Annotated in this window: 23 protein-coding genes, 5 tRNA genes and 1 pseudogene; 13 read left to right on the top strand and 16 right to left on the bottom strand. The window is 74.5% G+C overall.

Annotation, left to right across the window (positions count from 1 at the left end; all coding sequences use genetic code 11):
* The first annotated feature begins 109 nt into the window (after positions 1 to 109).
* Positions 110 to 1,723, top strand: coding sequence for a hypothetical protein (locus tag CXR04_RS30990; protein WP_101426696.1), 1,614 nt, complete (start codon positions 110 to 112; stop codon positions 1,721 to 1,723).
* A 39-nt stretch (positions 1,724 to 1,762) separates the two neighbouring features.
* On the opposite strand, the gene yczR is transcribed toward CXR04_RS30990, so the two are convergent.
* Positions 1,763 to 3,217, bottom strand: a complete 1,455-nt coding sequence (gene yczR / locus CXR04_RS30985) for an aminotransferase-like domain-containing protein (RefSeq protein ID WP_101425510.1) — start codon at positions 3,215 to 3,217, stop codon at positions 1,763 to 1,765.
* 63 nt (positions 3,218 to 3,280) lie between these two features.
* Here yczR and CXR04_RS30980 point away from each other — a divergent pair, with 63 nt between their 5' ends.
* Entirely contained in the window at positions 3,281 to 4,474 is a 1,194-nt protein-coding gene (locus CXR04_RS30980) for a trans-sulfuration enzyme family protein (protein WP_101425509.1), read from the top strand.
* A gap of 41 nt (positions 4,475 to 4,515) precedes the next feature.
* On the opposite strand, the gene CXR04_RS30975 is transcribed toward CXR04_RS30980, so the two are convergent.
* The 4 genes from CXR04_RS30975 to CXR04_RS30960 form a co-directional block, all read right to left on the bottom strand.
* Positions 4,516 to 5,589 (bottom strand): hypothetical protein, encoded by a 1,074-nt coding sequence (locus CXR04_RS30975; protein WP_159072410.1) that lies wholly within the window; start codon positions 5,587 to 5,589, stop codon positions 4,516 to 4,518.
* A 134-nt stretch (positions 5,590 to 5,723) separates the two neighbouring features.
* On the bottom strand, positions 5,724 to 6,284 hold the full coding sequence (locus CXR04_RS30970; protein ID WP_101426695.1) for an HIT family protein: 561 nt from the start codon (positions 6,282 to 6,284) through the stop codon (positions 5,724 to 5,726).
* A 59-nt stretch (positions 6,285 to 6,343) separates the two neighbouring features.
* Positions 6,344 to 8,326 (bottom strand): threonine--tRNA ligase, encoded by a 1,983-nt coding sequence (thrS, locus tag CXR04_RS30965; RefSeq protein ID WP_101425507.1) that lies wholly within the window; start codon positions 8,324 to 8,326, stop codon positions 6,344 to 6,346.
* A 115-nt stretch (positions 8,327 to 8,441) separates the two neighbouring features.
* Positions 8,442 to 9,599 (bottom strand): hypothetical protein, encoded by a 1,158-nt coding sequence (locus tag CXR04_RS30960; protein WP_101426694.1) that lies wholly within the window; start codon positions 9,597 to 9,599, stop codon positions 8,442 to 8,444.
* 492 nt (positions 9,600 to 10,091) lie between these two features.
* Here CXR04_RS30960 and CXR04_RS30955 point away from each other — a divergent pair, with 492 nt between their 5' ends.
* Positions 10,092 to 10,820, top strand: coding sequence for a 3'-5' exonuclease (locus tag CXR04_RS30955; RefSeq protein ID WP_101425506.1), 729 nt, complete (start codon positions 10,092 to 10,094; stop codon positions 10,818 to 10,820).
* A 58-nt stretch (positions 10,821 to 10,878) separates the two neighbouring features.
* On the opposite strand, the gene CXR04_RS30950 is transcribed toward CXR04_RS30955, so the two are convergent.
* Positions 10,879 to 10,950, bottom strand: a tRNA-Val gene (locus CXR04_RS30950).
* Between the two features lie 424 nt (positions 10,951 to 11,374).
* Here CXR04_RS30950 and CXR04_RS30945 point away from each other — a divergent pair.
* Together CXR04_RS30945 and CXR04_RS30940 are read left to right on the top strand one after the other, a co-directional pair.
* Positions 11,375 to 11,788: an SsgA family sporulation/cell division regulator gene (locus CXR04_RS30945; protein WP_018836768.1), complete on the top strand. Its 414-nt coding sequence runs from the start codon at positions 11,375 to 11,377 to the stop codon at positions 11,786 to 11,788.
* 180 nt (positions 11,789 to 11,968) lie between these two features.
* Positions 11,969 to 12,526: pseudogene (locus CXR04_RS30940) on the top strand (CGNR zinc finger domain-containing protein); the annotation flags it as partial.
* Positions 12,527 to 12,668: 142 nt separating this feature from the next.
* On the opposite strand, the gene CXR04_RS35375 reads toward CXR04_RS30940, so the two are convergent.
* Complete coding sequence (locus CXR04_RS35375) at positions 12,669 to 12,821, bottom strand: hypothetical protein (RefSeq protein WP_199850565.1); 153 nt, start codon at positions 12,819 to 12,821, stop codon at positions 12,669 to 12,671.
* 152 nt (positions 12,822 to 12,973) lie between these two features.
* Positions 12,974 to 13,453 carry a hypothetical protein gene (locus tag CXR04_RS30935; protein WP_101425504.1) on the bottom strand — a complete coding sequence of 160 codons (480 nt, stop codon included), beginning with the start codon at positions 13,451 to 13,453 and terminating at the stop codon, positions 12,974 to 12,976.
* Between the two features lie 128 nt (positions 13,454 to 13,581).
* Here CXR04_RS30935 and CXR04_RS30930 point away from each other — a divergent pair, with 128 nt between their 5' ends.
* A complete protein-coding gene (locus tag CXR04_RS30930; RefSeq protein ID WP_101425503.1) occupies positions 13,582 to 14,094 on the top strand; it encodes a DsbA family protein in 513 nt (170 codons plus the stop codon).
* A gap of 110 nt (positions 14,095 to 14,204) precedes the next feature.
* Here CXR04_RS30930 and CXR04_RS30925 read toward each other — a convergent pair whose 3' ends face one another.
* Genes CXR04_RS30925 through CXR04_RS30915 form a run of 3 tightly spaced genes read right to left on the bottom strand, consistent with a single transcriptional unit; the run spans position 14,205 to position 16,993 of the window.
* Complete coding sequence (locus tag CXR04_RS30925) at positions 14,205 to 15,035, bottom strand: GNAT family N-acetyltransferase (protein WP_101425502.1); 831 nt, start codon at positions 15,033 to 15,035, stop codon at positions 14,205 to 14,207.
* 51 nt (positions 15,036 to 15,086) lie between these two features.
* Positions 15,087 to 15,926 (bottom strand): aminotransferase class IV, encoded by an 840-nt coding sequence (locus tag CXR04_RS30920; protein WP_101425501.1) that lies wholly within the window; start codon positions 15,924 to 15,926, stop codon positions 15,087 to 15,089.
* Positions 15,923 to 16,993: a chorismate-binding protein gene (locus CXR04_RS30915; RefSeq protein WP_101425500.1), complete on the bottom strand. Its 1,071-nt coding sequence runs from the start codon at positions 16,991 to 16,993 to the stop codon at positions 15,923 to 15,925. The genes CXR04_RS30920 and CXR04_RS30915 overlap by 4 nt, the downstream gene beginning before the upstream one ends.
* A 207-nt stretch (positions 16,994 to 17,200) precedes the next feature.
* On the opposite strand from CXR04_RS30915, the gene CXR04_RS30910 reads away from it, so the two are divergent.
* The 6 genes from CXR04_RS30910 to CXR04_RS30885 all read left to right on the top strand — a co-directional run bounded on the left by CXR04_RS30910 (position 17,201) and on the right by CXR04_RS30885 (position 20,457).
* Positions 17,201 to 17,273 (top strand) — tRNA-Gly (locus CXR04_RS30910).
* Positions 17,274 to 17,299: 26 nt separating this feature from the next.
* Positions 17,300 to 17,370 (top strand) — tRNA-Cys (locus tag CXR04_RS30905).
* Position 17,371: 1 nt separating this feature from the next.
* Positions 17,372 to 17,446: transfer RNA gene (locus tag CXR04_RS30900), tRNA-Val, on the top strand.
* Between the two features lie 157 nt (positions 17,447 to 17,603).
* On the top strand, positions 17,604 to 18,821 hold the full coding sequence (locus CXR04_RS30895; protein ID WP_101425499.1) for a GNAT family N-acetyltransferase: 1,218 nt from the start codon (positions 17,604 to 17,606) through the stop codon (positions 18,819 to 18,821).
* A 212-nt stretch (positions 18,822 to 19,033) separates the two neighbouring features.
* The gene (locus CXR04_RS30890) at positions 19,034 to 20,176 is read left to right on the top strand and encodes a S1 family peptidase (protein ID WP_101425498.1); all 1,143 of its coding nucleotides are present in this window, start codon (positions 19,034 to 19,036) and stop codon (positions 20,174 to 20,176) included.
* A 209-nt stretch (positions 20,177 to 20,385) separates the two neighbouring features.
* A tRNA-Val gene (locus tag CXR04_RS30885) sits at positions 20,386 to 20,457 on the top strand.
* A 98-nt stretch (positions 20,458 to 20,555) separates the two neighbouring features.
* Here CXR04_RS30885 and CXR04_RS30880 read toward each other — a convergent pair.
* The 4 genes from CXR04_RS30880 to CXR04_RS30865 form a co-directional block, all read right to left on the bottom strand.
* A complete protein-coding gene (locus CXR04_RS30880; RefSeq protein WP_047014752.1) occupies positions 20,556 to 20,843 on the bottom strand; it encodes a TFIIB-type zinc ribbon-containing protein in 288 nt (95 codons plus the stop codon).
* Between the two features lie 67 nt (positions 20,844 to 20,910).
* Positions 20,911 to 21,990, bottom strand: a complete 1,080-nt coding sequence (locus tag CXR04_RS30875) for a phosphotransferase (protein WP_101425497.1) — start codon at positions 21,988 to 21,990, stop codon at positions 20,911 to 20,913.
* Between the two features lie 251 nt (positions 21,991 to 22,241).
* The gene (locus CXR04_RS30870; protein WP_047014754.1) at positions 22,242 to 22,448 is read right to left on the bottom strand and encodes a hypothetical protein; all 207 of its coding nucleotides are present in this window, start codon (positions 22,446 to 22,448) and stop codon (positions 22,242 to 22,244) included.
* 184 nt (positions 22,449 to 22,632) lie between these two features.
* The gene (locus tag CXR04_RS30865) at positions 22,633 to 22,887 is read right to left on the bottom strand and encodes a hypothetical protein (protein WP_047014755.1); all 255 of its coding nucleotides are present in this window, start codon (positions 22,885 to 22,887) and stop codon (positions 22,633 to 22,635) included.
* Between the two features lie 170 nt (positions 22,888 to 23,057).
* Between CXR04_RS30865 and CXR04_RS30860 the strand changes: the two genes are divergently transcribed.
* Positions 23,058 to 24,380, top strand: coding sequence for a serine/threonine-protein kinase (locus CXR04_RS30860; protein WP_101425496.1), 1,323 nt, complete (start codon positions 23,058 to 23,060; stop codon positions 24,378 to 24,380).
* Between the two features lie 112 nt (positions 24,381 to 24,492).
* On the opposite strand, the gene CXR04_RS30855 is transcribed toward CXR04_RS30860, so the two are convergent.
* On the bottom strand, positions 24,493 to 25,311 hold the full coding sequence (locus tag CXR04_RS30855) for a TrmH family RNA methyltransferase (protein WP_101425495.1): 819 nt from the start codon (positions 25,309 to 25,311) through the stop codon (positions 24,493 to 24,495).
* Positions 25,312 to 25,342 lie beyond the last annotated feature (31 nt).

Here is a 25,342-nt window from a genome sequence, read left to right as displayed (position 1 = left end):
GCCCGCTTGCCCGCGGGCCTGGCCCCATCACCGGGGCGGACGCGCGGCGTTGGGGGCGGCAGTGGCAGGTTCTGAGGGGCTGGAGTTCGACTTCGCCCCGCGCGCACAGGTGCCGCTCTCGGGCGCCCAGGGTCAGACGGCGGCGACGCACGCGCTCGCCTCCACGGCGTACCGCGACAGCGACGTGACCAAGCTCCTCGACGCCAACAACGACTGGAGCAAGTCGGACTTCAAGAAGGGCCGGCTGTCGCTCTTCGAGCCGAACCTGGGCGAGGCGTTCGCGCGCGCCGTCACGGTGCGCATGCTCGCCGACGGCCGCAAGCCCCTCATCCAGTCGTTCGGCACGGAGCCGCAGGCGGTGCTGGAGCACTGTCTGGCGGCCAATCGCTACCGCAAGGAGCGCGACACCCGGCTGACCGTGGTCATGGGCGTCTTCGGGCTGCTCTTCCTGCCCGGGGTGCTGCTCTGGCTCGGCGTCTTCCAGCTCCGCCGCACCCTGGCCGGCGCGTCGGACAAGCGCGTCGGCGCGGTGGGGTACGTGCTGCTGGGCATCATCGGCGTCGCCGCCATCTACCTCTTCATCACCATGCCGCTCGACGGCCTGCTCTACATCTATCTGCGCGGCCTGCTGGTCGCGCCGATCATAGGCTGGTTCTGGGCGAACCGGATCTGCGAGCAGTACGCCAAGGGCCTGCGCGAGCACTGGACGGCGCTGCTGTCCGGCGGCGGCCTGGGCGCCAAGATCCCCGAGGCGGTGCCGAGCAACCCGGGCGACGCCAGCGCGGAGCGGCTGCGGCTGGGCCTGGCGAAGCTCTCGGCGGAGCAGCACAGCAACGTCGTCTTCTACGCGGGCCCCAAGGGGATACTCGGCATGGGCACCCGCTGGGGCGCCTGGCACCTGGCGGAGGAGCTCAAGCCGAAGGAGTCCGGCGGTGAGATCAACCCCTTCCGCAGTTGGGACATCGCCAAGGCTGTGCACGACAAACTGCGCATGCTGGAACGCACCCCGCTGCACACCGGCGGCTTCCCGGCGCCCGCGATAAAGCACTGGATCGTCTCGCCGATAGGCGAGGGCGCGGGCGAGGTCGCCCGGCCCGGCGGCACGATCGTCGACGGCTATTCCGTACGGGACTTCGAGGTGCAGCGGATCTGCAACGAGCAGCAGTTCGGCGCGGGCAACCGGCACTATCTGGGCGTGCAGTTCACGCTCTGGGACGGCCAGTTGGTCATCACGCTGCTGGTCTCGGTGACCGTGCTGCACCAGACGCTGCGCATCGAGGTCACGGGGCACGCGCTGGGCCCGGTGCACCCGCTGTTCACCAGCAAGCCCAGCCGCGAGACGAAGACTGTGAGCGGCATGAAGTTCTGGGAGACCAAGGAGAAGCCGCTCCCCCTGGTCCGTACCCGCGAGGTGGTGCGGCTGGCCGCGCGGGCGCCGTTCACCTGGTACCCGCCGCTGCTCGACTACCTGGGCGGCAAGCTGAAGCTCCCCGAGCCCTTCGGGCTGCGGCACGTGTGGGCGGGCAAGCCGTGGCGGCACCGCTTCATGGCGGACGACGCGCTGCGCGCGGCGACGCCGGTGCTGCGGGTGGTGCACCAGGCCGCGCTGCGGGTGCTGGAGGAGAACAACGTGGACACGACGAACTTCGCCGGCCGGTCGATGGCGCTCAGCGGGATGGTGCAGGGCGCGGAGCCGGGACGGGCGGACGTGTACGACGCCTGACGGCGCACACGGCGCACCCGGGCCGGGGTTCCGCCCCCGTCACACCGTCACGCCGCCGAGGGCTGCGGGCGTCGCCGGGCGGGAGCTCCCGTCGTACGCGGTCCAGGCCGCGGCCAGCCGCTCGACGGCCTCGGTGAGCACGTCCCGCGGAGAGCAGAAGTGCAGCCGCAGATACGGGCCGCTGCCCCCGGCAGCGTCCACGCAGGCGCCGGGCAGGACGGCGACCCCGTGCCGGAGCGCGACCTGCGCGAAGGCCACCCCGTCCCCGTACGGCAGCCGCAGCCACACCGTCTGCCCGCCGGCCACCGGCGGGCAGTCCCAGGAGGGCAGCAGCCGGGCCAGCTCGGCGCGCAGATGGTCGTGGGCGGCGCGCAGTTCGGCGCGGCGGCGGGCGAGCAGCGGTTCGTACGCGGCCAGCAGGGAGACGGCGACGAGCTGCGCCGGCACGTCGGTGCCGAGGTCGTGGACGGCCTTCAGCCGGGCGAGCCGGGTGACGACGCCCGCGGGCGCGCGCACCCAGCCGATGCGCAGCCCGCCCCACACCACCTTGCTCAGCGACCCGGCGCTGATGACCTCGGCGCCGTCCGCGCACGCGGCGAGCGCCGGCGGCGCGGCGCCCTCGAACGCGAGGTCCGCCACCACCTCGTCGTCCACCAGCGGTACGCCGAAGTGCCCCGCCGCCTCCGCGAGCCGCCGCCCGCGCAGCGGGGGCAGCACGGCGGCGGTCGGGTTCTGGTGCACCGAGCCGACGTACGCGAGCGCCGGCCGGTGCTCCGCCAGCGCCCGCACGGCGGCGTCCACGTCGATGCCGTACGGCCCCACCGGCACGGGCCGCAGCACGGCGCCCGCCTCCCGGAACAGGTCCAGCGCGCCGGGGTACGCGGGCGCCTCGACCAGCACCGGGTCGCCGGGGGCGACGAACAGCCGGGTCAGCAGCGCCAGCGCCTGCTGGCCGCCGGTGGTGATGAGGATCTGCGCCGGGTCCGTGGGGATGCCGCGGGCGGTGTAGCGGGCGGCGACGGCGGCGCGCAGGGCGGGCAGCCCTGCGGGGTGGTAGCCGAGGCCGGTCGCGGGCAGGACCAGATCCCGGTACGCGCGGGCCAGTTCGGGCGGCGGGCCGTCCGGGGCGGCGCAGCTCAGCAGGATCACGCCGTCGGCCGGCTCCAGCAGGTTGAGGAAGAGCGGGTTCGCGGTCTCCGCCGTACGCCCCGGCACGAGCGCCGCCTCCGCGACGCGGGTGCCGCTCCCCTGCCGCCGTACGACGCGGCCCTCCTGCCGCAGCACGCCGTACGCCGCGACCACCGTCGTGCGCCCCACGGCCAGCGCCGCCGCGAGCACCCGCTCCGGCGGCAGCGCCGCACCCGGGCGCAGCCGGCCCTCGTCGACCAGCCGGCGGAGCCGGGCGGCGAGCAGCACGTACAGCGGGCCGCGGCCTGCCGACCAGCGGCCCAGGGCGGCCACCAGGTCGGAGGCCCGCACGTCGTCGGTGTCCATGGCGGACCAATCTCCCGGAATTGGCCCTGGTCCGGCAACCCATTCGCCGCGGAGACTTTCGCCATGAGCGCCGACCTGCACCCCTCGACCCGTACCGCCCACCCGCCCGTGCCGGTTCCCGAGGGCAGCCGCCCGGTGACCGTGCCGATCCACCAGGGGCACGTCTTCTCGTTCGACTCCGCCGACGCGATGGCCGCCGCGTTCCACGACCCGGACGGCGCGTACCTCTACAGCCGCTTCGGCAACCCGACCGTCCGCGCGCTGGAGGAGGCCGTCAGCGACCTCGAAGGGGGCGCGGGCGGGCTCGCGTTCGCGTCCGGCATGGGCGCGATCAACGCCGTGCTGCTCAGCCTGCTCTCCGCGGGCGACCACGTCATCGCGCAGCGCTCCCTGTACGGCGGCACGTACGCGACGCTGACCGATCTGGCGGAGCGCTGGGGAGTGTCGGTCACCTACGTCTCCGGCCGGGACGCCGACGAGGTACGGGCCGCCTGCACGCCCCGTACCCGGGTGCTCTACCTGGAGACCATCGCCAACCCCACCACCGCCGTCACCGACCTGCCCGCGCTCCTGGCCGCCGCCGCGGAGGCCGGGGTCACCGGCGTCGTCGACAACACCTTCGCCACCCCGCTGCTCTGCCGCCCGGTCGAGCACGGCGCCGCGGTCGTCGTGCACTCGGCGACCAAGTACCTCGGCGGCCACGCCGACGTCCTGGGCGGCGTCGCCGTCTTCCGCGACCCCGGGCTGCGCCGCCGGGTCTGGGCGCACGCCGTCGAACAGGGCGCGGTGGCCGACCCGTTCGCGGCGTGGCTGACGCTGCGGGGCATGGCGACCCTGGCGCTACGCGTCGAGCGGCAGTCCGCGACGGCGCTGACGCTGGCCGAACGGCTCGCCGCCCACCCGGCGGTCGCCCGGGTCCGCCACCCGGGGCTGCCGGACCACCCGGACCGCGCGACGGCCGCCCGGCTGCTCGCCGCGGGCGGCGGGGTGCTGGCGTTCGACCTGGCGGGCGGCCGGGAGGCGGGGCGCAGGTGCGTCGAGTCGCTGCGGCTGGCGCTGCTGAGCCCGTCGCTCGGCGACGTCAAGACGCTCGTCATGCACCCGGCGAGCACGTCGCACCGGCAGCTCGACGCGGCGGCGCTGGCGGCGATGGACATCGGCGAGGGCACGGTGCGGGTCTCGGTGGGCATCGAGCACCCGGACGACCTGTGGGCGGACCTGGCACAGGCGCTGGCGAAGGCGGCGGACCCGGCATAGGGCGGGCGCCCCGGTTCCGACGGCCCGGGGCGCCCCCGGGCTCACCCGTCGCCGCCCCCTCCCCCGCCACCGCCGCCGTCGAAGCCGCCGCCACCGCCGCCACTGACGTCGCCGCCGTCGAACCAGCCCCCGGAGGCACCGCCGGCCGTGGAGCCCAGGTTGGTGGGCCACGGGTCGTCCCAGCCGCGGCTCGCGCCATCCGTCCCGCCCGTCCCGTACGGGTCCTGCACCGGGTGCATCGTGCCGAGGCGGATCAGCGCGTTCTCGTCACCCGCGCCGCACACCGCGCCGAAGAAGTGGGCCACCACCGCATCCAGCGGGTCCGCGGTCTCGTACCGGACGTCCATCAGCGGCTCCACCTGCGCGTACCGCACCTCCCAGTCCCGGCGGCGGGTGAGCAGGGCCACCGGGCGCCCGCCCCGCAGCAGCCGGGACGACTCCACGTCCCGTCCCTCCAGCTCCCACTGCACCTTCACCGTCCGGAGCACGGCGACCCACCCCCGTACCGACGAGTCGAGGACGGTGAGCACGGCCGGCCGCCCCGCCACGGTGACCGTCAGCGGCGGATTCCTCGTCTGCAGTTCCTCGGTGGTGAGGCCGGCCTTGCCACGCAGCCGCACCGCGGGTGTCCCGGGCGTCTCCTCGGCCCACACGTCCGCCCGTATCAGCCGCCGGTCGACGGCCACCGTCACCAACCCGCCGTGCGGCCCCGCGGCGGAGCGCCGCGCCAGCCACAGCGGCACGCCCTCCTCCTCGGCCCGCCGCCCCGCCGCGGTCACCTCCGCGGGCCCGCCGCTCAGCTCCACCGCCAGTTCCCCGAGGGCCCGGGCGAACACCGCCGCCTGCCGCACCCGGATCACATGGGCGGAACCGGTCATGTGGATAAGCGGCACGACGCCCGGCCCGTTCCTGATCCGCGCCAGCTCGCGCTCCATCCCGCGGCCCCCGAGCCACTTCCCCCGCAGATACGCCTCGGCCATGGCCATCAGGTTCATGTCGCGGACCCGCACGTGCCGGCCCCGCGCCGCGGACAGCATTTCCTTCGTCAGCCGTACCTTCGCCGCCCGTGGGCGCCACGATTTCTCCGCATAGACGACCGTCTCGTCACCCGACATCTGTGCCCCCCTGCACACCGTCGCCCCAGCGGTGGCCGAACCCCCCGCTTTCCGATCCAGTGTGCACGAAACACCGGAAAACTCACCCCGGTCGGACGCCGCGACCGTGGCGAGGTGCTCCGGCCTGGCGGCGGCTAGGACGCCGGCCAGGCGGCGGCGAGCATCGCGCGGGTGTCCGCGAGGAGTTGGGGCAGCACCTTGGTGTGGCTGACGACCGGCATGAAGTTCGTGTCGCCGCCCCACCGCGGCACCACGTGCTGGTGCAGATGCGCGGCGATGCCCGCGCCCGCGACCGGGCCCTGGTTCATGCCGAGGTTGAACCCCTGGGCCCCGGACGCGCTGCGCAGGGCGGTCATCGCGCGCTTGGTGAAGACCGCCAGCTCCGCGGTCTCCTCGCCGGTCAGCTCGGTGTAGTCCGCGACGTGCCGGTACGGGACGACCATCAGGTGCCCGCCGTTGTACGGGTACAGGTTCAGCACCGCGTAGACCTGTGCGCCGCGGGCGAGGATCAGCCCGTCCTCGTCGGACTTCTCCGGAATCGCGCAGAACGGGCAGCCGTCGCCGGCGGCGGTGCCGGTGGGCTTGTTCTCCCCCTGGATGTACGCCATCCGGTGCGGCGTCCACAGCCGCTGGAACTGATCCGGGGTGCCGACCCCGAGCTGCTGCTCCGGCTCACTGGTCATGCTCAGCAGCATATGGCGTACGGCCCCGCCGACCGGGCGCCGGGCCCGCCCGGCGCCCCGGCCGCGCCGGATCACGACCCGGCGCGCTCCGTGACCGCGCGGGCCACCTCGTCGATCGCGTCGTCGATCGGCACGCCGTTGTTCTGCTCGCCGCTGCGGTAGCGGAAGGAGACGGCGCCCTTGGCCATGTCGTCGTCGCCCGCGATCAGCATGTACGGGACCTTGGCCTTCTGGGCGTTGCGGATCTTCTTCTGCATCCGGTCGGAGGAGGAGTCGACCTCGACCCGCAGCCCGCGGGCCCGCATCTTCGCCGCGACCTCCTGGAGGTACGGCACGTGGTCGTCGCCGATCGGGATGCCGACGACCTGCACCGGCGCCAGCCACGCCGGGAAGGCGCCCGCGTAGTGCTCCAGCAGGACGGCGAAGAACCGCTCGATGGAGCCGAAGAGGGCCCGGTGGATCATGACGGGCCGCTGCCGCGAGCCGTCCGCGGCGGTGTACTCCAGGTCGAAGCGCTCGGGGAGGTTGAAGTCCACCTGGATCGTGGACATCTGCCACGTCCTGCCGATGGCGTCCTTGGCCTGCACGGAGATCTTCGGCCCGTAGAACGCCGCCCCGCCCGGGTCCATGACCAGTTGCAGGCCCTGCTTCTCCGCGGCCTGGCGCAGGATCTCGGTGGCCTCCGCCCAGACCTCGTCGGAGCCGATGGACTTCTCCGGGTCCTTGGTGGACAGCTCCAGGTAGAAGTCCTCCAGGCCGTAGTCGCGCAGCAGGTTCAGCACGAAGGTCAGCAGCGAGTCCAGCTCGCCGGCCATCTGCTCCTTGGTGCAGTAGATGTGCGCGTCGTCCTGGGTGAAGCCCCGGGCCCGGGTGAGGCCGTGCACGACGCCGGACTTCTCGTACCGGTAGACGGTCCCGAACTCGAAGAGGCGCAGCGGCAGCTCGCGGTACGAGCGGCCGCGGGCGTCGAAGATCAGGTTGTGCATCGGGCAGTTCATGGGCTTCAGGTAGTAGTCCTGGCCCTCGTCGAGCTGCATGGGCGGGTACATGCCGTCGGCGTACCAGTCCAGGTGGCCCGACTTCTCGAAGAGCTTCCCCTTCGTCGCGTGCGGGGTGTAGACGAACTCGTAGCCCGACTCCTCGTGCCGCCGGCGCGAGTAGTCCTCCATCACGCGGCGCACGACGCCGCCCTTGGGGTGGAAGACCGCCAGGCCCGAGCCGATGTCCTCGGGGATGGAGAAGAGGTCCAGTTCGGTGCCGAGCTTGCGGTGGTCGCGCTTCTCGGCCTCGGCCAGGAACTCCAGGTGCGCCTTCAGCTCGTCCCGCGACGGCCAGGCCGTGCCGTAGATCCGCTGGAGCTGCGGGTTCTTCTCGCTGCCGCGCCAGTACGCGGCGGCGGAGCGCATCAGCTTGAAGGCGGGGATGAGCCGCGTGGTCGGCAGGTGGGGGCCGCGGCAGAGGTCCTTCCAGCACAGCTCGCCGGTCTTGGCGTCGAGGTTGTCGTAGATCGTCAGCTCGCCGGCACCGACCTCCGCGGACGCGCCTTCCGCGGCCTCGGCGGCGTTGCCCTTGAGGCCGATCAGCTCCAGCTTGTACGGCTCGGCGGCCAGCTCCTCGCGGGCGTCGGCGTCGGTGGTGACGCGGCGGGAGAAGCGCTGGCCGCGCTTGACGATCTCCTGCATCTTCTTCTCGACGCGCTTGAGGTCGTCGGGGTGGAAGGGCTCGGGGACGTCGAAGTCGTAGTAGAAGCCGTCCTTGATGGGCGGGCCGATGCCGAGCTTTGCCTCGGGGAACAGCTCCTGCACGGCCTGGGCCATGACGTGGGCGGTGGAGTGCCGCAGGATGTCCAGCCCGTCGGGGCTGTCGATCTCCACGGGCTCGACCTCGTCGCCGTCGGCGACCTCGTACGCGAGGTCCTTCAGCGCGCCGGCGACGCGGGCGGCGATCACGGTGCGCTCGCCGGGGAAGAGGTCGCCGGCCGTCGTGCCCGTCGTGACCACGCGCTCTTCCCGCTCGGCGGCATCGCGGCTGATGATCACACGGACGTCGGACACGGGGTCTCCTTCACGGGGAACGGGGGTGCCGCACGCGGCGGCGGCACGGCGTGAATCGTACCGAGCCAGGGGGGCGCACGGCGAAATCGGGCGTCGCGTGCGCGGACCGGTGCTCTCAGCCGTCGCCGTACGCCTCGTCGAGGAAGTCCAGGTGCTCGTGCGCCTTCGGCAGCCGGTCCCCCTCGGCGTCCGCCACCGGTACGGGCCGCACCCCCGACGCCCCGGTCAGCCGCCGGAAGCCACCACGGCTCTCCAGCATGCCGCGGAGCCGCACCGGGACGCCGGCCAGGTGCGCCTGGCCGGCGACGCGGTACGCCTCCTCGTCGAGCGACGTACGCACCTCGGTGACGTCCGCGCCCGCGAGTACCCGCAGCCGCACCCGGCCGGGGCCGGTGGCTGCCGTCCGGCTGAGCCGGGTGACGGCTGCGGTGAGCCGGACCGGGAGGGAGGGCTCCCGGTGCCGGTAGCGCACGGCGGCCCGCTGCAGGGCCGGGATGTCGCCGGGGGTGAACTCCACCGGCTCGGGGGCCGCGGCGAAGCCCCTCGGCGGCGGGTACGCGGGCGCCCAGGCCAGGGTGATGCGCACGCCGTCCGTGCCGCGCACGAGGGCGGTCAGGGCCTCGGCCAGCTCGTGGCACCCGCCGAGTTCGACGGCGTGGTCGAAGGCGTCCATGGCCCCGGTGGTGTGCTGGCGGTCCACCGCCCCGCGGGTGCCGCGCAGGGCGCGCAGCAGCGTGGTGGTGACCGCGCGGCTCTCCGGCGCGGGTACGAAGGCGGTGAGCCGGGCGGCGTGGGCGCCGGGGCCGAGCAGGGTCTGCTCGACGTCCCGCGCCGCGTGCGGGCGCAGCCGGGCGCCGTGGAAGCCCGCGGGGCGGCGGGCGGCGAGCGCACCGGCCAGCAGCATGGCGCGGGCGGCGGCGGACAGCCGCTCGGCGTCGGCCCACCGGGCGGGCCCGGCGCGCCGCTCGGCGCCGTACTCCCAGCTCACCTCGTCGCTGGGCACGGCGACCGCGGTGAGCACGAGCGGGGCGGACGGCTCGGGGCTGCGGGCCAGCGCGGTGAGCGCTTCCGCGAGCAGGTCGGTGCAGTCGGGGAAGGCGCGGTCGGCCGGTACGAGGACGCCGGCACCGCCCGGTGCGTCGCCGGGCGGGGTGAAGCGCGCGTACCTGCCGGTGGAACCGCCGTGCCGGCGCCAGCCATGGCGGGCGAGGAGGGCGCCGAGCACGGCGGGGTCGGTATGGGCGGGGTCGGGCTCCGGAGGCTGCCGGTACATCAGGGTCTCCCTCCCCTGCCGGCCCGCGCGGTGAGCACGTGGCGCGCGGGCCGGCGAGACACGGATCAGTGCGTGGCCGGCCGGGTGGTGCGCGGCCCGTACCGGGACGTGCCGGTCGCTGCCGCTGCCGGGGAAGGGCTGCACCGGGGTGCAGCGGGCAGCGGCAACGACCGCGTGCAGACAGGCGGTCTGCAGCGTCTCCGTGCACGCCGTCGCGGCGAGAGCACCGCGCCGCGGTGCGGTCCGCTCGGGGAGCGGGCCGCGCGGTTCCGGCCGGGTGAGGGCCATGGCCCAACTGCCTTCCACGCGCTGTCGGTAGCTGACGGGGGCCGGCCCGCCACGGGCGGCCGAGGCGCGCCCGGCCCTCACTCTCTGTTGTCACCGCACGGGCTCTCCGCCAAACAACCATTGTTCGAACGGGGGGTGTTGGGGGTATCACCCGGTCGGGTGGGAACGACCCCACCGACCGTAAAACTCCAGGGAGTTGGGCTGATGACGCTCTGGTACGAGGGGCCGCTGGCCGCCTTCGACACCGAGACGACCGGCGTGGACGTGGAACGCGACCGGATACTCTCCGCAGCCGTCGTCGTCCAGCCCCACATCACCTCGCCGCCCCGCTGTACGTCCTGGCTCGTCTCCCCCGACGTGGAGATCCCGGCGGCGGCCACGGCGGTGCACGGGCTGACGCTGACGCATCTGCAGCGTCTGGGCCGCTGGCCGGCGCCGGTGATGGAGGAGGTCGGCAAGGCGCTGGCGGCGCAGTGCGCGAGCCACGTACCGCTGGTGGTGATGAACGCCCCGTTCGATCTGACGCTGCTGGACCGCGAGTTACGCCGGCACCGCGCCTCCTCGCTGCCGAAGTACCTCGGCGGCGCGCCGCTGTGCGTGCTGGATCCGCTGGTGCTGGACCGGCACCTCGACCGCTACCGCAAGGGCAGCCGCACACTCACGGCGCTGTGCGAGCACTACGGCGTGGAGCTGGCCGGCGCCCACGAGGCGGGCGCGGACGCGACGGCGGCGCTGCGCCTCGTACGGGCCATCGGGCAGCGCTACGCGGACCGGCTGGGCGAGTTGACCGCGCCGGAGCTGCACGCGCGGCAGGCGGCCTGGCACGGCGCGCAGGCGCGCGGGCTGACGGCGTGGTTCGCGCGTACGGGCTCGGACGAACGCTGCGACCCGGCCTGGCCGTTGCGCGCGAGCGGCCTGGCGACGGTGGTGTGAGGGGTGCGCGGGGAACAGCGAGGGCCGTCCCGCATGATGCGGAACGGCCCTCTCCGGGTGGGCGATACTGGGATCGAACCAGTGACCTCTTCGGTGTGAACGAAGCGCTCTCCCCCTGAGCTAATCGCCCCGGAGCGCCTTGGTGGCGCGGTCAGAACCATACAGGGCGGCGGGGCCGCCGTTCAAACCCGTTGCCGCGGCGGGGCCGGAGAGATCCCGTCGGCGCGACGCGGCCGCGCGGTGACGGCGACGGCGACGTCACCCGGCGTGAGCATCCCCGTGTGCCCCTTACCGGCCATCACCGACGCACCCTCCGCGCGCCTCCGTCACACTGCGCCCGATTCTCGTTACTCTCCGCATCCAGAGAGCCCAAACTATGCGTGCCGGAGAGTTCACCGGAACGGCCCTGCTCCGTGAACCCTCACTAGGCCGTACGAACTACGAAAAACATCGCAAAACAGTCAGAGGGGTTTACAACGCCCCGGTAGGTGGCATGTCGACTTCGCCGACGTGCGAATCCCCGAGCGCACACTGAGCGAAAGGCCCTGGCGCTTATGAACCACACGGTCAGCTGCGAGCTGCACCTGCGCCTCGTTGTGTCGAGCGAGTCTTCCCTGCCTGTCCCCGCAGGTCTGCGGTACGACACCGCGGATCCTTACGCCGTGCACGCCACCTTCCACACGGGCGCAGAAGAGACGGTCGAATGGGTGTTCGCCCGCGATCTGCTCGCCGAAGGGCTCCACCGCCCGACCGGCACCGGCGACGTCCGCGTCTGGCCATCCAGAAGCCACGGCCAGGGCGTCGTCTGCATCGCCCTCAGCTCGCCCGAGGGCGAGGCACTGCTCGAAGCACCCGCGAGGGCGCTGGAGTCCTTCCTGAAGCGCACGGACGCCGCCGTGCCGCCCGGGACGGAGCCACGCCACTTCGACCTCGACACCGAGCTCTCGCACATCCTCGCGGAGAGCTGAGCCCCTACGACCTCACCGTCCGTAGCCGTCAGCCTCGGGGAGACGGCCGGACCCCCCACCGGACAACCGCATCACGGCACCGCCGTCGTTCTACTGTGGGCGACGGCGGTGTCACGTTTTGGCTAGAGTCGGCGTCAGACCGACCAGGGGAACGCGCGGCCCGACCAGGGGAGCGGAACGGTGCTCATCAATCACGACACCCGGTGCGCGCTCGACATCGTCGTGGCGCTTCTGAACACCGACGCCGGGGACGGGGGACAGGAAACGGACGTACTCGTGGACGTGGGGGCGCTCCAGGTGTTCGTCGACGAGCAAGAGATCAGCGGCCTGGAAGCGCTCTGCCGCTCCGATCTGAACGCGGTCCGGGCGGTACGGAGCGACCTCTCGGCCGTCTTCGCCGCCCCGGACGACCGGGCGGCGGCGGAGCGGCTCAACGCGATCGTGGCCGCCGCCGGCACCACGCCGCAGCTCACGGACCACGACGGCTACGAGTGGCACGTGCACTACTTCGCGCCCGGCGCCTCCGTCGCCGAGCACCTGGCCGCGGACGGCGGGATGGCGCTGGCGTTCCTCGTCGTCGCCGGCGAGCGCGAGCGGCTGCGCCGCTGCGAGGCGCCGGACTGCGGCCGGGCCTTCGTCGACTACTCGCGCAACCGCTCCCGCCGCTACTGCTCCAGCCGCACCTGCGGCAACCGGCTGCACGTGGCGGCGTACCGCGCCCGGCAGCGCGAGGCGGCGGCGGGGAACGGGACGGGGAACGGGAACAGCAGGGGGAGCGGGAGCGGCGCGGGGGGCGGGACGGCCGACGCGGCCGGAACCGGGACCGGAACCGGGACCGGGGACGGGAATGCGGCGGCCGGGGCCGCCGGCGGGGCGGCGCTCACCAGCCGATGAGGTCGTAGACCGAAGTGCCGAAGATCAGCACGCCCACAACGGTGAGGAAAAGCATCAACGGCGGCTGGGACAGGGCGAAGAGGCAGCCGCGGGGCTCGGCGGGAGCGGGAGGCCGCGGTGCGGGCGTGTGGTCGTTCATCTCGCGCAGATAATTGCGCAGGCACGCATGCCCAAGTGGGCAACACGCCAGGAAAACCCGGCCTGTTCACGAAGATCGGCCGCGCATGATCAGTTCTTGTCGACAGAGATCGACTTCGCGGCTGCGCAGGGTAGTTCGGCGGGCCCGTAGCGTCAGATTCCGTGCTTCTTCAGGATCGCCTCGATGTCCGAGAAGTCCTCGTCCCCGGAGCCGGCACCCCGCCGCCCCGTCGTCGCCGACGCGGAGCCGCGCGACTTGCCGGCCCGGCCGGCGCCGAGCGCCGGCTGCGACGCCGCGGGCGCTGCCGCCGGGGCGGCCGCGGCGCCCCCGCCGGCCTTGCGCTTGGCGCGCTCGCCGGCGAAGCGCTGGGCGACCCAGAGCACGACGGCGACGGCTAGCACGCCGAAGCCGCCCCAGACGGAGGGCTTGAGGACGAGATCCGTGGCCCAGTCCCCGGTGGCCTTGCCTACCTTGCCGCCGAGCTTGACCAGCCCCGCCATGGCCAGGCCGACGGGCACCAGCGACAGGGCAGCGATCTTCGTCGCCCGCCGGAACCTTCGCCGGTATGCGGTCAACAGCGCGATCGCGAGCCCCGCCGCGGAGAGCGCGGCGCAGACCGTGGTGGTGAACATGCATCCATCGTGCACCGGAACGCGCCGCGATTGCCATGGTGCGGCACGGCATGGGGGACATCTCCGGGTCCGGGTCGTCCGCAGGACCGAGGCGGCGCCACCCCTCGGGGCCTGGAAGACTGACGTCCATGGAGAACGATGTGAACGGTGTGCCCGTCCTGGACGTCTGGTGCGAGCTGCAGTGCCCGGACTGCCGGACGGCGCTCGCCGACCTGCGCACGCTGCGGGAGCGCTACGGGGACCGGCTCGACATCCGGCTGCGCCACTTCCCGCTGGACAAGCACCAGCACGCGATGGCGGGCGCCCAGGCCGCCGAGGAGGCGTTCGCGCAGGAGAAGGGCTGGGAGTACGTCGAGGCCGTGCTGGCGCAGGCGGAGAAGTTCGGCAAGCGGGGCGAGCCGCTGCTGGTCGAGACGGCGCGCGAGCTGGAGCTGAACGCGGCGGAGGTGGAGACCGCCCTCGTGGACGGGCGGCACTTCCTGATCGTGGACACGGATGTCGCGGAGGGCAAGGCGATCGGGGTGACGGGGACGCCGACGTACGTCATCGGGGGCGAGCGCCTGGACGGCGGCAAGAGCCAGGAGGGGCTGCGCGAGCGGATCGAGGAGATCGCGGACCGGCTGCTGGCCGCGGCGGACTGAGGCAGGGCCGGGAGGCGGGGCCAGGGGCCGGGGACGAGGGCCTACGGGCCGGGGGCGCCCCGGGCGCGCGGCCGCGCCGCCGGCCGCGCCGCCGCGGGCCGGCGCCCGGTTCAGATCAGCGGCTTGCGCAGGTGGTACGCCGTGGGCGCGTAGCCCAGGGACTCGTACAGCCGCCGCGCCACCTCGTTCCAGGCGAAGACGTGCAGCCCCAGCGTGGGCAGCCCCGCCGCCAGGCACTCGCGCTCCGCGGCGAGCATCAGCGTCCGGCCGTGTCCCCTCCCCCGGTGCTCGGGAGAGACGGTCACGGCGTAGACGTACCCCCCGGTGGCGATCTGCGGCTTCAGCGCGATCCAGATCGTGCCCACCCCCGCCCCGTCGTGCTCCAGGACGCGCAGCGCCACGTCGGAGGTGGCGGCGCCCGCCGGCAGCAGCGCGTCGTGGGCGGCACCGGCCCGGCTCCGCGCCTCGTCGGGCGGCGTCCCCTGGTCCAGCCAGCGGCGCGCATACGCCTCCACCTCCGCCGTCCGCCAGCCCGGGTACTCCCCCGCCGCCATCGGCCGCACCACGGAGCCGGGCGGCAGCCCGGGCACCACGGCCAGTTCCTTGGCCATCGTCCGGCCCGTCTCGGTGTAGCCGAGCGCCGCGGCCAGCCGCAGGCCGACGGCCGCGCGCGGGTCCAGGCTGAGCAGGATCTCCCGGCAGCCCCAGCCGCGCAGCACCTCCTCGGCCGCCAGCGCCGCCACCGTGCCCCGGCCGCGGCCGCGCTCGGGCTGCTGGATCCGCAGCGTGCGCACCCGCCCGGTGGCGGGGCCGAGGCGCGGGTCGGTGGCCAGCTCGACCTCGCCGACCGGGCGGCCGTTGACGCACACGTCGAACGCGCGCGTACGGCCGCCGCCCGGCTCACGCCGCTCGGCTCCGGCCGGGCGCAGATGGGTCGTCATCGCTTCCCCCTCCTCCTCGGACGCGCGGAGTCTGCCGGTGGCCCGGTGCTGCTACGGGTCGACGTCCGCCGCCGACCGCTCCGCGAACACCTGCATGGCCTTCGCCGTGACCGGACCGAGGGCGCCCGGCAGTTCGCGGCCGTCGAGGTGCCGTACGGCCTGGACGTCGCGCAGCGAGGAGGTCAGGAAGACCTCCTCCACCTCGCTGCCCTCGGCGAGCACCGAGAACGGCAGGTCCGTCTCCCGGGCGCCGGTCCAGTCCAGCACCAACTGCCGGGTGATCCCGGCCAGGCAGCCGGAGGCGAGCGGCGGGGTGTGCAGCTCGCCGCCGAGGACGACGAAGACGTTGGAGCCGGTGCCCTCGCAGAGCAGGTCGCGGGTGTTGGCGAAGAGCGCTTCGCTGGCGCCGCCGTCGTGCGCGCGGGCGAGCGCGACGACGTTCTCCGCGTACGAGGTGGTCTTCAGCCCCGCGACGGCCCCGCGCTCGTTGCGCGTCCAGGGCACGGTGACGGCGTCCGTCTCGTCCGGCCGCGGCTCGGCGGCGGCGAGGGCGACGACCAGGGTGGGACGGCTGTCGTCCGGGTCGCTGCGGTGGGAGGACAGCGGCGCGGCGCCGCCGGTGTACGTGATGCGCAGCCGGCCGTGCGGCACGGGCTCCGCGGCCAGCACCTCGGCACAGGCCCGGCGCACCTCGTCGAGGTCGGGCCCGGGCAGGCCGAGGCCGCGGGCGGAGCGGGCCAGCCGCTCCAGGTGCCGGGTGAGGGCGAAGGCGGTGCCGCCGGTGGCCTTCAGCGTCTCGAAGACGCCGTCCCCCACGGTGATGCCGTGGTCGAACACGGAGACCCGTGCGTCGGCCACCTCGCGCAGCCCGCCGTCGAGCCAGACCTTCATGGGCGTACGGTCCCTTCACTCGTGACTTCCGCTTCCGACGCTACCGCGAGCAGCCGGGCTGCCTTCAATTCGGTCTCCCGCCACTCGCGCTCCGGGTCGGAGCCCCAGGTGATGCCCGCGCCGGTGCCGAAGCGCAGCGCGGGGCCGCAGGACGCGGCCCGGTCGATCCAGAACGTGCGGATGCCGACGGCCAGTTCGCCGGTGCCGCGGTCGGCGTCGACCCAGCCGACGCCGCCGCAGTACGGGCCGCGCGGGGCGGTCTCCAGCTCGTCGATGATCCGCAGCGCGCTGCTCTTCGGCGCGCCGGTGATGGATCCGGCCGGGAAGGTGGCGCCGATCAGCTCCGCCCAGCCGGTGCCCGGGGCCGGCTCGCCGCGGACGGTGGAGACGAGGTGGACGAGGCCGGGGTGCTCCTCGACGGCGCAGAGGGCGGGCACGGTGACGGAGCCGGTGGTGCAGACGCGGCCGAGGTCGTTGCGGACGAGGTCGACGATCATGACGTTCTCGGCGCGGTCCTTGGCGGTCAGGTCGGCGGCGGTGCGGCCGGTGCCCTTGATGGGGCCGGACTCGACGGTGCGGCCGGCCCGGCGCAGGTACAGCTCGGGCGAGGCGGTGGCGACCTCGACGCCGTGCGCGGGCAGCCGGACGACGCCGGCGTACGGGGCGGGGTTGCCGCGGGCGAGGACGGCGGCGAGGGCGTCGACGTCGGCGGCGTCCGGGTCCGGTCCGGGGAGCGGGGCGGTGAGGACGCGGCACAGGTTGACCTGGTAGACGTCGCCGGCGGCGATGCGCTCCCTTATCCGGTGCACCCCGGCCACGTAGCCGGCGCGGTCGAGGGAGGTCGTCCAGCGGGCGGCGCCGGGGCCGCGCCAGCGGTGCGCCCGGGCGGCGGGCGGGTGCGGATCGGGGCGTACGTCGCCGAAGCGCGCGCACACCGTCCGGCCCTCGTACCCGGCGACGACGGCCCACCAGCCCGCGGAGTCGAGCGCGGCCGGGTCGTCGGTCACGTCACGCAGGTCGGCGGCGACGAGACCGCCGAAGCGGGCGAGCGGGGCGAGGCGGGGCACGCCGCGAGTCTATGGCGGCCGGCGGACACCGGGCCCGGGGCGGGTGCGGCCCCGGTACGGGCGCGTCCGCGGCCCGGGACGCGGGCCGGGGCGCGGGCCGGGCGGCGGTCCGGGCGCCCGCGCGAAACCGAATTTGAGCTGGCCCCGGAATCCGCTAAGGTTCATGACTACCGGAAGCGCCTCACCGGCGCCTGCGGAGCACGACCGGCGGACGTAGCTCAGTTGGTAGAGCATCACCTTGCCAAGGTGAGGGTCGCGAGTTCGAATCTCGTCGTCCGCTCGATGGGGGTCTCACGGACCCTCGCTGGTGGAGTGGCCGAGAGGCGAGGCAACGGCCTGCAAAGCCGTCTACACGGGTTCAAATCCCGTCTCCACCTCGGACGATTAGCTCAGCGGGAGAGCGCTTCCCTGACACGGAAGAGGTCACTGGTTCAATCCCAGTATCGTCCACCACCCGACGGCGACCCATGCCCGCGCCCGCCGCGCGCATGGGTCGCCTTCGTCATTGGCGCCCGGCGGCGGCGCACCCGCCCAGGACCTGGCACGAAAGCGATGTGCAGGGATCGGTCATGACAGATAGTGTCAGAATATGAACGACCGTGCTGCCATTGTGTTCCGTGAAATACCCGAAAGTGACATTGACCGGGCTCAGGAGCTGGCCTATCTGGTCTTCCATGAAAAGCCCGAGGACGAACTTCGCAAACGCCATCACGAACTCCTGGCGGGCTGCCTGCGCATCGGCGCGTACGACGCGGACACGCTGGTCGGCATGGTCGCCGCGCTGCCGTTCACGATGGCCGTCCCCGGCGCCGAACTCCCCTGCCCCAGCCTGACGTTCGTCTCCGTCGCGCCGACGCACCGGCGCCGCGGGGTGCTCTCCGGGATGATCGCCGAACTGTTCGCGCGCTGCCCGGCCGAGGGCTGGCCGATGGCGGCGCTGTGGGCCTCGGAGACCGCGATCTACGGGCGCTTCGGCTTCGGCCCCGGCACCTACGGCGCGACCGTCGAGATCGACTCCCGGGAGCCGCTGCGGCTGCGGATCGCCCCCGACGAGCGGCCCCTGCGGCTGGTCGACCCGGCCGTGGCGCCCGCGCTGCTCGGCCCGTACTACGACCGCACCCGCGCCGCGCGCGCCGGCCGGCCCGAGCGCAGCGAGGAGTGGTGGGCCAAGGAGTGGATGGCCGAACAGGACCCGGACGACGAGGACTTCTCCCGGCCGCGCGTCGTCGCCCTCGGTGAGCCCCTCGCCGGCTACGCCGTCTACCGCACGAAGGACGGCGACAGCGACCGCCCGGAGACCTCGGGCCTCGTGCGGCTGGACGAGCTGGAGGCCGACACCCCGGCCGTGGCCGCCGCCCTGTGGCGCTATCTCGCCTCCCTGGACCTGACCGGCACCGTACGCGCCTGGGGCCGCGCGCTCGACGACCCGCTGCTGCTCTTCGCCGCCGACCGCGACCAGGTGCGGGTCACGAGCACCTTCCCCGCGCTGTGGGTGCGGCTCCTCGACGTCGGCGCGGCCCTGCGGCGCCGCTCCTGGGCGACCGCGGCGGACGTCGTGCTGGCGGTGACCGACGGAGCGGTGCCGGCCAACGAGGGCACGTACCGGCTCACCGTCGCGCCCGGCGCCCCGGCCGCGTACGAGAGCACCGACGCGGCGCCGGACCTGACCGTCGACATCCGCGACCTGTCCGCCGCCTACCTCGGCGGCACCACCCTCGCCGCCGCCGTGCGCGCGGGCCTGGCGACCGAGCACACCGCGGGCGCCACCGACGCGCTCGACGCCGCGCTGCGCACGCCGCTGCTGCCGCACACGGTCGAGGAGTTCTAGCCCGGCGCGCCCGAAGAGGCGTACGTCCGGAGGCGGTTGCACGACGGCCGCCCGGGTCCCCCGCGGGACCGGGCGGCCGCTTTTCGTGCCTGCGAAAGGTCTGGACAAACATGCGGGCCCGTGCTGTGGTGTCAGCGCACCGACTGAGAGCGCTCTCAACCATCTGTGTTCCACCCCCACTCGACAGAGGGAACTGCAGAAAGGTCACCAACGTGAGACGCACCTTCGGATTAAGGCTCGGCCTGTCCGCACTCCTGCTCCTCAGCACCTGGGGCGGCGCCGCCGCCCTCGCCCCCGCCGCCGGCGCGGACTCCGCGCAGGAGCTCTCGCCCGGCCTGGCCCGCGCGCTGCAGCGGGACCTGGGCCTCACGGCCGACGAGGCCCGGGAGCGGCTGGCCGACGAACGCCGGGCGGGCGAGACCGAGAAGAAGGCCGAGCGCGCGGCCGGCGCCGCGTACGCCGGCTCCTGGTTCGACGCGGACAGCGGCCGGCTCACCGTCGCCGTCACCGGCGCCCAGCGCGTGGACGCGGTCCGGGCGACGGGCGCCGACGTGCGCGTCGTCGAGCACAGCGCCGCGCGGCTGGACGCGGCGATGAAGCGCCTGGACGCGCTGTCCGCCCCCGCCGGGGTGGCCAGTTGGCGCGTGGACGCGCGCGCCAACAGCGTCCGGGTCGACGTCGTCTCCGGCCACCGCGGGGACGCCGCGGTCCGCACCTTCCTCGAACGTGCCCGCGCCGCCGGCCCCGTCGAGGTCGGGACGGTCGCCCAGGCGCCGAGCACCTTCGCCGCCGGCACCGTCGGCGGGGACCCGTACTACACGGGCAACGTCCGCTGCTCCATCGGCTTCTCGGTGCACGGCGGCTTCGTCACCGCGGGCCACTGCGGCGGCGCGGGCCAGGGAGTCAGCGGCTGGGACCGCTCGTACATCGGCAACTTCCAGGGCTCGTCCTTCCCCGACAACGACTACGCCTGGGTCAGCGTCGGCAGCGGCTGGTGGACCGTCCCCGTGGTCCTCGGCTGGGGCACCGTGCCCGACCAGCTCGTCCGCGGCTCCGCGGAGGCCCCGGTGGGCGCCTCCATCTGCCGCTCCGGCTCCACCACGCGCTGGCACTGCGGCACGCTGCTGGCCAAGAACGAGACGGTCAACTACAGCGGCGGCGCCGTCGTGCACCAGCTCACCAAGACGAGCGTCTGCGCGGAACCCGGCGACTCGGGCGGCTCGTTCATCAGCGGCGACCAGGCGCAGGGCGTCACGTCCGGCGGCTGGGGCAACTGCAGCGGCGGCGGCGAGACCTGGTACCAGCCGGTCAACGAGATCCTCGGCCGCTACGGGCTGAGGCTGCACACCGCGTAGGGCCCGTCGGCGATCCCGCGGCGCCGGCCCGGGAGACCGACGGCGGGTCCGCGCGCGACCACCGCACCCCCGTGGCACCGGCCCCTCGCCGGTGACCGCAGGCCCGTGCCATCCGCCCGCCGGCGGGTGGTACGGGCCGTACGGCAACGCGATGATCATGGACTTGCGATGGCGGTCGGCGCGTGGAAGTATCTAGCCGCAGAAAGCCCGCGCGGTTAGCTCAGCGGGAGAGCGCTTCCCTGACACGGAAGAGGTCACTGGTTCAATCCCAGTACCGCGCACAGCAGAAGGGCCGGAGCGGAAGCTCCGGCCCTTCGCCGTGTGGTCGCGCGTACGGCCCCTGCGGGCGGGGGCCGTACGGCCGCGGTCAGACCGTGGGTCAGGACGAGAACAGCATGCGGGAGAAGCCGCCCTTACGGTGGCCGTAGTGACCGTGGCCGCCGCCGTGGTGGCCACCGCCCCAGCCCGGGGCCTGCTGCGGGTAGCCGCCCTGGGCGGGCGGCGGCGGGGGCGGCGGGGCCTGCTGTGCCCACTGGGCCTCGAGCCGGGTCAGGGTCTCCAGCTCGCCGTAGTCGAGGAAGATCCCCCGGCACCCGCTGCACTGCTCGATCTGCACGCCATTGCGGTTGTACGTCTGCATCGGCGCACGGCACTTGGGACACTGCATGGTCGCCCTCAACTCCTCGAACTCTTCCGCCGCCACGGATGACGGACGGCGGCCATGGCTGCACAGCCTACGATGCGCCGCCCGGCTCCGTCCCGTCCCCCATCGCGGCGATACGCGCGCAGGCGGCGAGCAGGTCGTGGTCGGTGTCGTCCAGGGTCCTTACGCCCGTCGCGGCGTCCACGAGGGCGCGGGCGGCGAGCTGGACGGTGAGGGTACGGGCCGGCACGTCGACCTCGGGCGGCCAGAGGTCGTCGCCGGGGGCGACGGCGGGGCCGCGGGCGGCGCGGTAGCCGGCGAGGAAGGCGGCCCAGTCGGCGGCGGGGATGAGGCCGGTGGCGTAGCCGGCGGCGGGGCGGGCGAGGTCCCAGGCGGGCTCGCCGAGGCCGAGGTCGTCGACGTCGATGAGGTGCCAGGGGCCGTCGGGGGCGGGGTGGCGCACGAGTTGGCCGAGGTGGAGGTCGCCGTGGCAGAGGAGCGAGCGGGGCTGGGCGAGGGGCTCGTCGTCCCGGGCCCAGGCGGGCAGCCGCGCCCAGGCCCGGAGCACGACCGCGGCGGCGGTACGGTCCGGCGCGAGGGCGGGGTGGGGGCCGGCGGCTTGGCCGGCGGGAGCGGGGTCCGGCGCGGGGACGCGCTCCGGTGCGGGCGGTGGCGGCGCGGTCGCCCGGGCACGGTCCCGTGGCGGGCCGGAGTCCGCGGGTGTGCGGGGGGCGGGGGTGGTCAGCGTCGCGCGCAGGGCCGCTGTGGCGCGGGCCGCGTTCGCCGGTCCCGACATCGGCGGCAGGGGGCCCGGCAGCCGGTCCGCCGGTACCGCGTGCAGCCGGGCGATCAGGTGCCCCGCCTCCCGCCACGGCGCGGCCTCCGGGGCGCCGGGCGCCACCGTGACCCCGTACGGCCAGCGGCTCACGTACCGGCCGTCGACGGGTCCTACCAGCCCGCCGAGCGGCGCCAGCAGGATGCCCGCGAGCAGCGGGTGGGCCGCCACCCGCAGCCGGACGGCGAGGGCGGCGGGGTCGAGCCGCGGGGCGTGCGCCTTGAGTACGGTGCCGCCGCTGCGTAGGACGGTCACGTCCGCGCGGTCGACGATCACCGCGGGCTCGCCGGCCCCCCGGCTCAGCTCCGCCAGCCGGTCGACGAGTCGTGCGCGCACCGCCACATCCTAGGCCCCGTACGGCGACGGCCTGCATGAACGTGACAGAACCGGTACCGGCGACCGCGGCGGCGAGGTGCCCGACCGCGGGCTGCGCCGCAGGCGGGCCCCGTCGCGTACGTCCCCGGAAAACGCGTAGCCCGGGCGTCTCCCCAGACGCCCGGGCGTACACGTCCGTCCGCCGCACCCCCGTCCCCACGGGGCTGAGCCGGCTGTCCCCGGCCCGGGCCGCTCTCCCGGGCCTGACGGGGCTAGTGCCCCATCATTCCGGCCACGGACGACGCATGTGTGATGACCGCTTCCCACCCGCCGAAGAGGACGGTGAGCACGATCGCCAGGGGCAGCACCATCGCGAGAGCGACCAGCGGGTGCCTGCGCTCCGACGGCTGTGCGCCGAACGCGGCGAGCGCCCCTGCGACGGCCTTGGGCCGTGCGGTGTGCTCCGCTGTTCTCTCCATGGCTGCCACTCCTGTGTTGGGGCGGCGGGCGTCCGACCTCGGGGGACGAGTGCTGCGCCCGCCGCTTGACGACAACATTAGGGAAATGATCGGCACGGGTCGTCATGCCCGCGTATCGATTGCCTGGCCTCCCGGAGGATGACTGCGGCGCGAAGTCGCTACTCCCATGGGTGGAGACCGCGTACTACGTCCCAGGGTCTTCCCCGAGAGGGACCTCGCCGTCCGTACGCGGCACGGGATGCTCCACCAGGGCGAGCACCCTGGTGGCCATGAACCGCGCCGTGCGCACCACCGAGCCGCTGCGCGTCACCTCGCTCACCTCGACCACGCCCCGGCGCACCGACGTCTCGACCCTCCGGCCGGCGCGCGAGGCCACCACCTGGTACGTCCGCGTCGTGTCCCCGGCGTCCACGACTATCTCCACTCGATCGCCCTTCACCTGTCCCGCATCCCCCTTCGTAGGGGCCGCACTTGGGCCCGGCCATACCTCCAGGATCCCACCTGGGACTGACAATTCGGCCCGCCGCACGGCGCCCTGCCAGCGCGAGCGGCGGTCAAGTCCGTAAGCTGTGCACGGCAGACAGACCGGGCAGCGGGGATGGTTACGGCATGGCGATGATGCGGCTCCGCCGGGAGGATCCGCGTGTCGTCGGCTCGTTCCGGATCCACCGGCGGCTCGGCGCGGGCGGCATGGGCGTGGTCTACCTGGGCTCCGACCGGCGCGGCCAGCGGGTCGCGCTCAAGGTGATCCGGCCGGATCTGGCGGAGGATCAGGAGTTCCGGTCGCGGTTCGCCCGCGAGGTCTCCGCCGCCCGGCGGATCCGCGGCGGCTGTACGGCGCGGCTGGTGGCGGCCGATCTGGACGCGGACCGGCCGTGGTTCGCGACGCAGTACGTACCGGGGCCGTCCCTGCACGACAAGGTCGGCGACGAGGGGCCGCTGATCGCGGCGCGGGTCGCGGCGATCGGCGCGGCGCTCTCCGAGGGCCTGGTCGCCGTGCACGAGGCGGGCGTGGTGCACCGTGACCTGAAGCCGTCGAACATCCTGCTCTCCCCCAAGGGCCCGCGGATCATCGACTTCGGCATCGCCTGGGCGACCGGGGCCTCCACGCTGACGCACGTCGGCACGGCGGTCGGCTCGCCCGGGTTCCTGGCGCCCGAGCAGGTGCGCGGACAGCCGGTGACGCCGGCGAGCGACGTGTTCTCGCTGGGCGCCACGCTCGCGTACGCGACGACGGGCGACTCGCCGTTCGGGCAGGGCAGTTCCGAGGTGATGCTGTACCGGGTGGTGCACGAGGAGCCGCTGCTCGACGGGGTGCCGGACGCGCTGGCGCCGCTGCTGCGCACGTGTCTGGCGAAGACCCCGGACGACCGTCCCTCGACGCTCCAGTTGTCGCTGCGGCTGAAGGAGATCGCGGCCCGCGAGGCGCACGGCGCGGGGCCGGAGACGGCCCCGCCGCGCAGGACCGCCGCGGAGCGTGCCACCCCGGGTCCGACGGCCGCGCACCGGCCGCCGGGGGCGACGGGCGCGGGCCGTCCGGGTCCCGGTACGGGCGCCGCGCAGCGCCCGGGACCGCACGGCGCCGGCCGGCCGGGTGCGCCGCAGCGGCCGGGACCCGCGCAGCGGCCCGGGGCGGCACAGCGGCCGGGGCAGCGCACGGGCGGCGTCGGTGCGCCGCGCAAGCAGGCACCGGCTTCGGAGCGCGGCCGGCAGGGCGCGGACCGCGGCCGGCCGGCGGAGCAGCGTACGCAGGGGTCGCGGAGCGGGCCGCGCGAGGGTGCCGCGTCGGCGCCGCGCAAGCCCGCGCCGCAGCGGAGGCCCGCGCCGGACCGGGCGCGGCTGATGCGGCAGCGGCTGATCGTGTTCGTGACGGTGACGCTGCTGGTCGCGCTCGGTATCGCGGCGGCCCAGGGCTGCCAGGGCCCGCTCTAGTACAACCAGTGGATCACTCGGGGCGCGCCGCCCCGGGGTGATCCACCGCGCCCGCGGCGGCCCCGCGGCGGTTTTCGGCCACGGCCCCGCGGGGGCCGGGTCCGGGCCGGGTTCAGTTCCCGGCGGGGGCCGTCGCCACGGCGTAGAACGCGACCGCCGCGGCGGCGCCGACGTTGAGCGAGTCGACGCCGTTCGACATCGGGATGCGTACCCACCGGTCCGCCGCCCGCAGCGCCCGCGCCGACAACCCCGCGCCCTCCGTGCCCAGCATCAGCGCGGCCCGCGGCAGCCGCCCCGGCGCCGCCTCGGTGATCGGCACCGCCCGCGGGTCCGGGGTGAGGGCGACGAGCGTGAAGCCCGCCTCGCGGACCGTCTCCAGGTCGCGCGGCCAGGAGGCCAGCCGCGCGTACGGGACGTGGAAGACGGCGCCCATGGAGACCTTCACCGACCGCCGGTACAGCGGGTCCGCGCAGTCGGGCGAGAGCAGCACGGCGTCCATGCCGAGGGCGGCGGCGCTGCGGAAGACGGCGCCGACGTTGGTGTGGTCGTTGACGGTCTCCAGCACCGCGACGCGGCGGGCGCGGGCCAGCAGCGCGGCGGCGGCGGGCAGCGGCTTGCGGTGCATGGCGGCGAGCGCCCCGCGGTGCACGTGGTAGCCGGTGACCTGCTCGGCCAGCCCGGGGTCGACGACGTACACCGGGGCCGGCAGCGCGTCGATGACGTCCCGCATCGCGTCGACCCACTTCGCGGAGAGCATCATGGAGCGCGTCTCGTAGCCGGTCTCGATCGCGCGCCGGATGACCTTCTCGCCCTCGGCGATGAACAGCCCCTCCGCCGGCTCGCGGCGGCGGCGCAGCTCGACGTCGGTGAGGCTCGCGTAGTCGGACAGCCGCGGGTCGGCGGGGTCGTCGACGGTGAGGAGTTCTGCCACGGAACGATCCTGCCGTGCCGCGGGCCGGATT

Origin of the sequence: Streptomyces sp. CMB-StM0423 (assembly GCF_002847285.1) — a bacterium.
GTDB lineage: Bacteria > Actinomycetota > Actinomycetes > Streptomycetales > Streptomycetaceae > Streptomyces.
The sequence above is the reverse complement of the archived record's forward strand: the minus strand, read 5'-3'. Positions and strand labels throughout refer to the sequence as shown.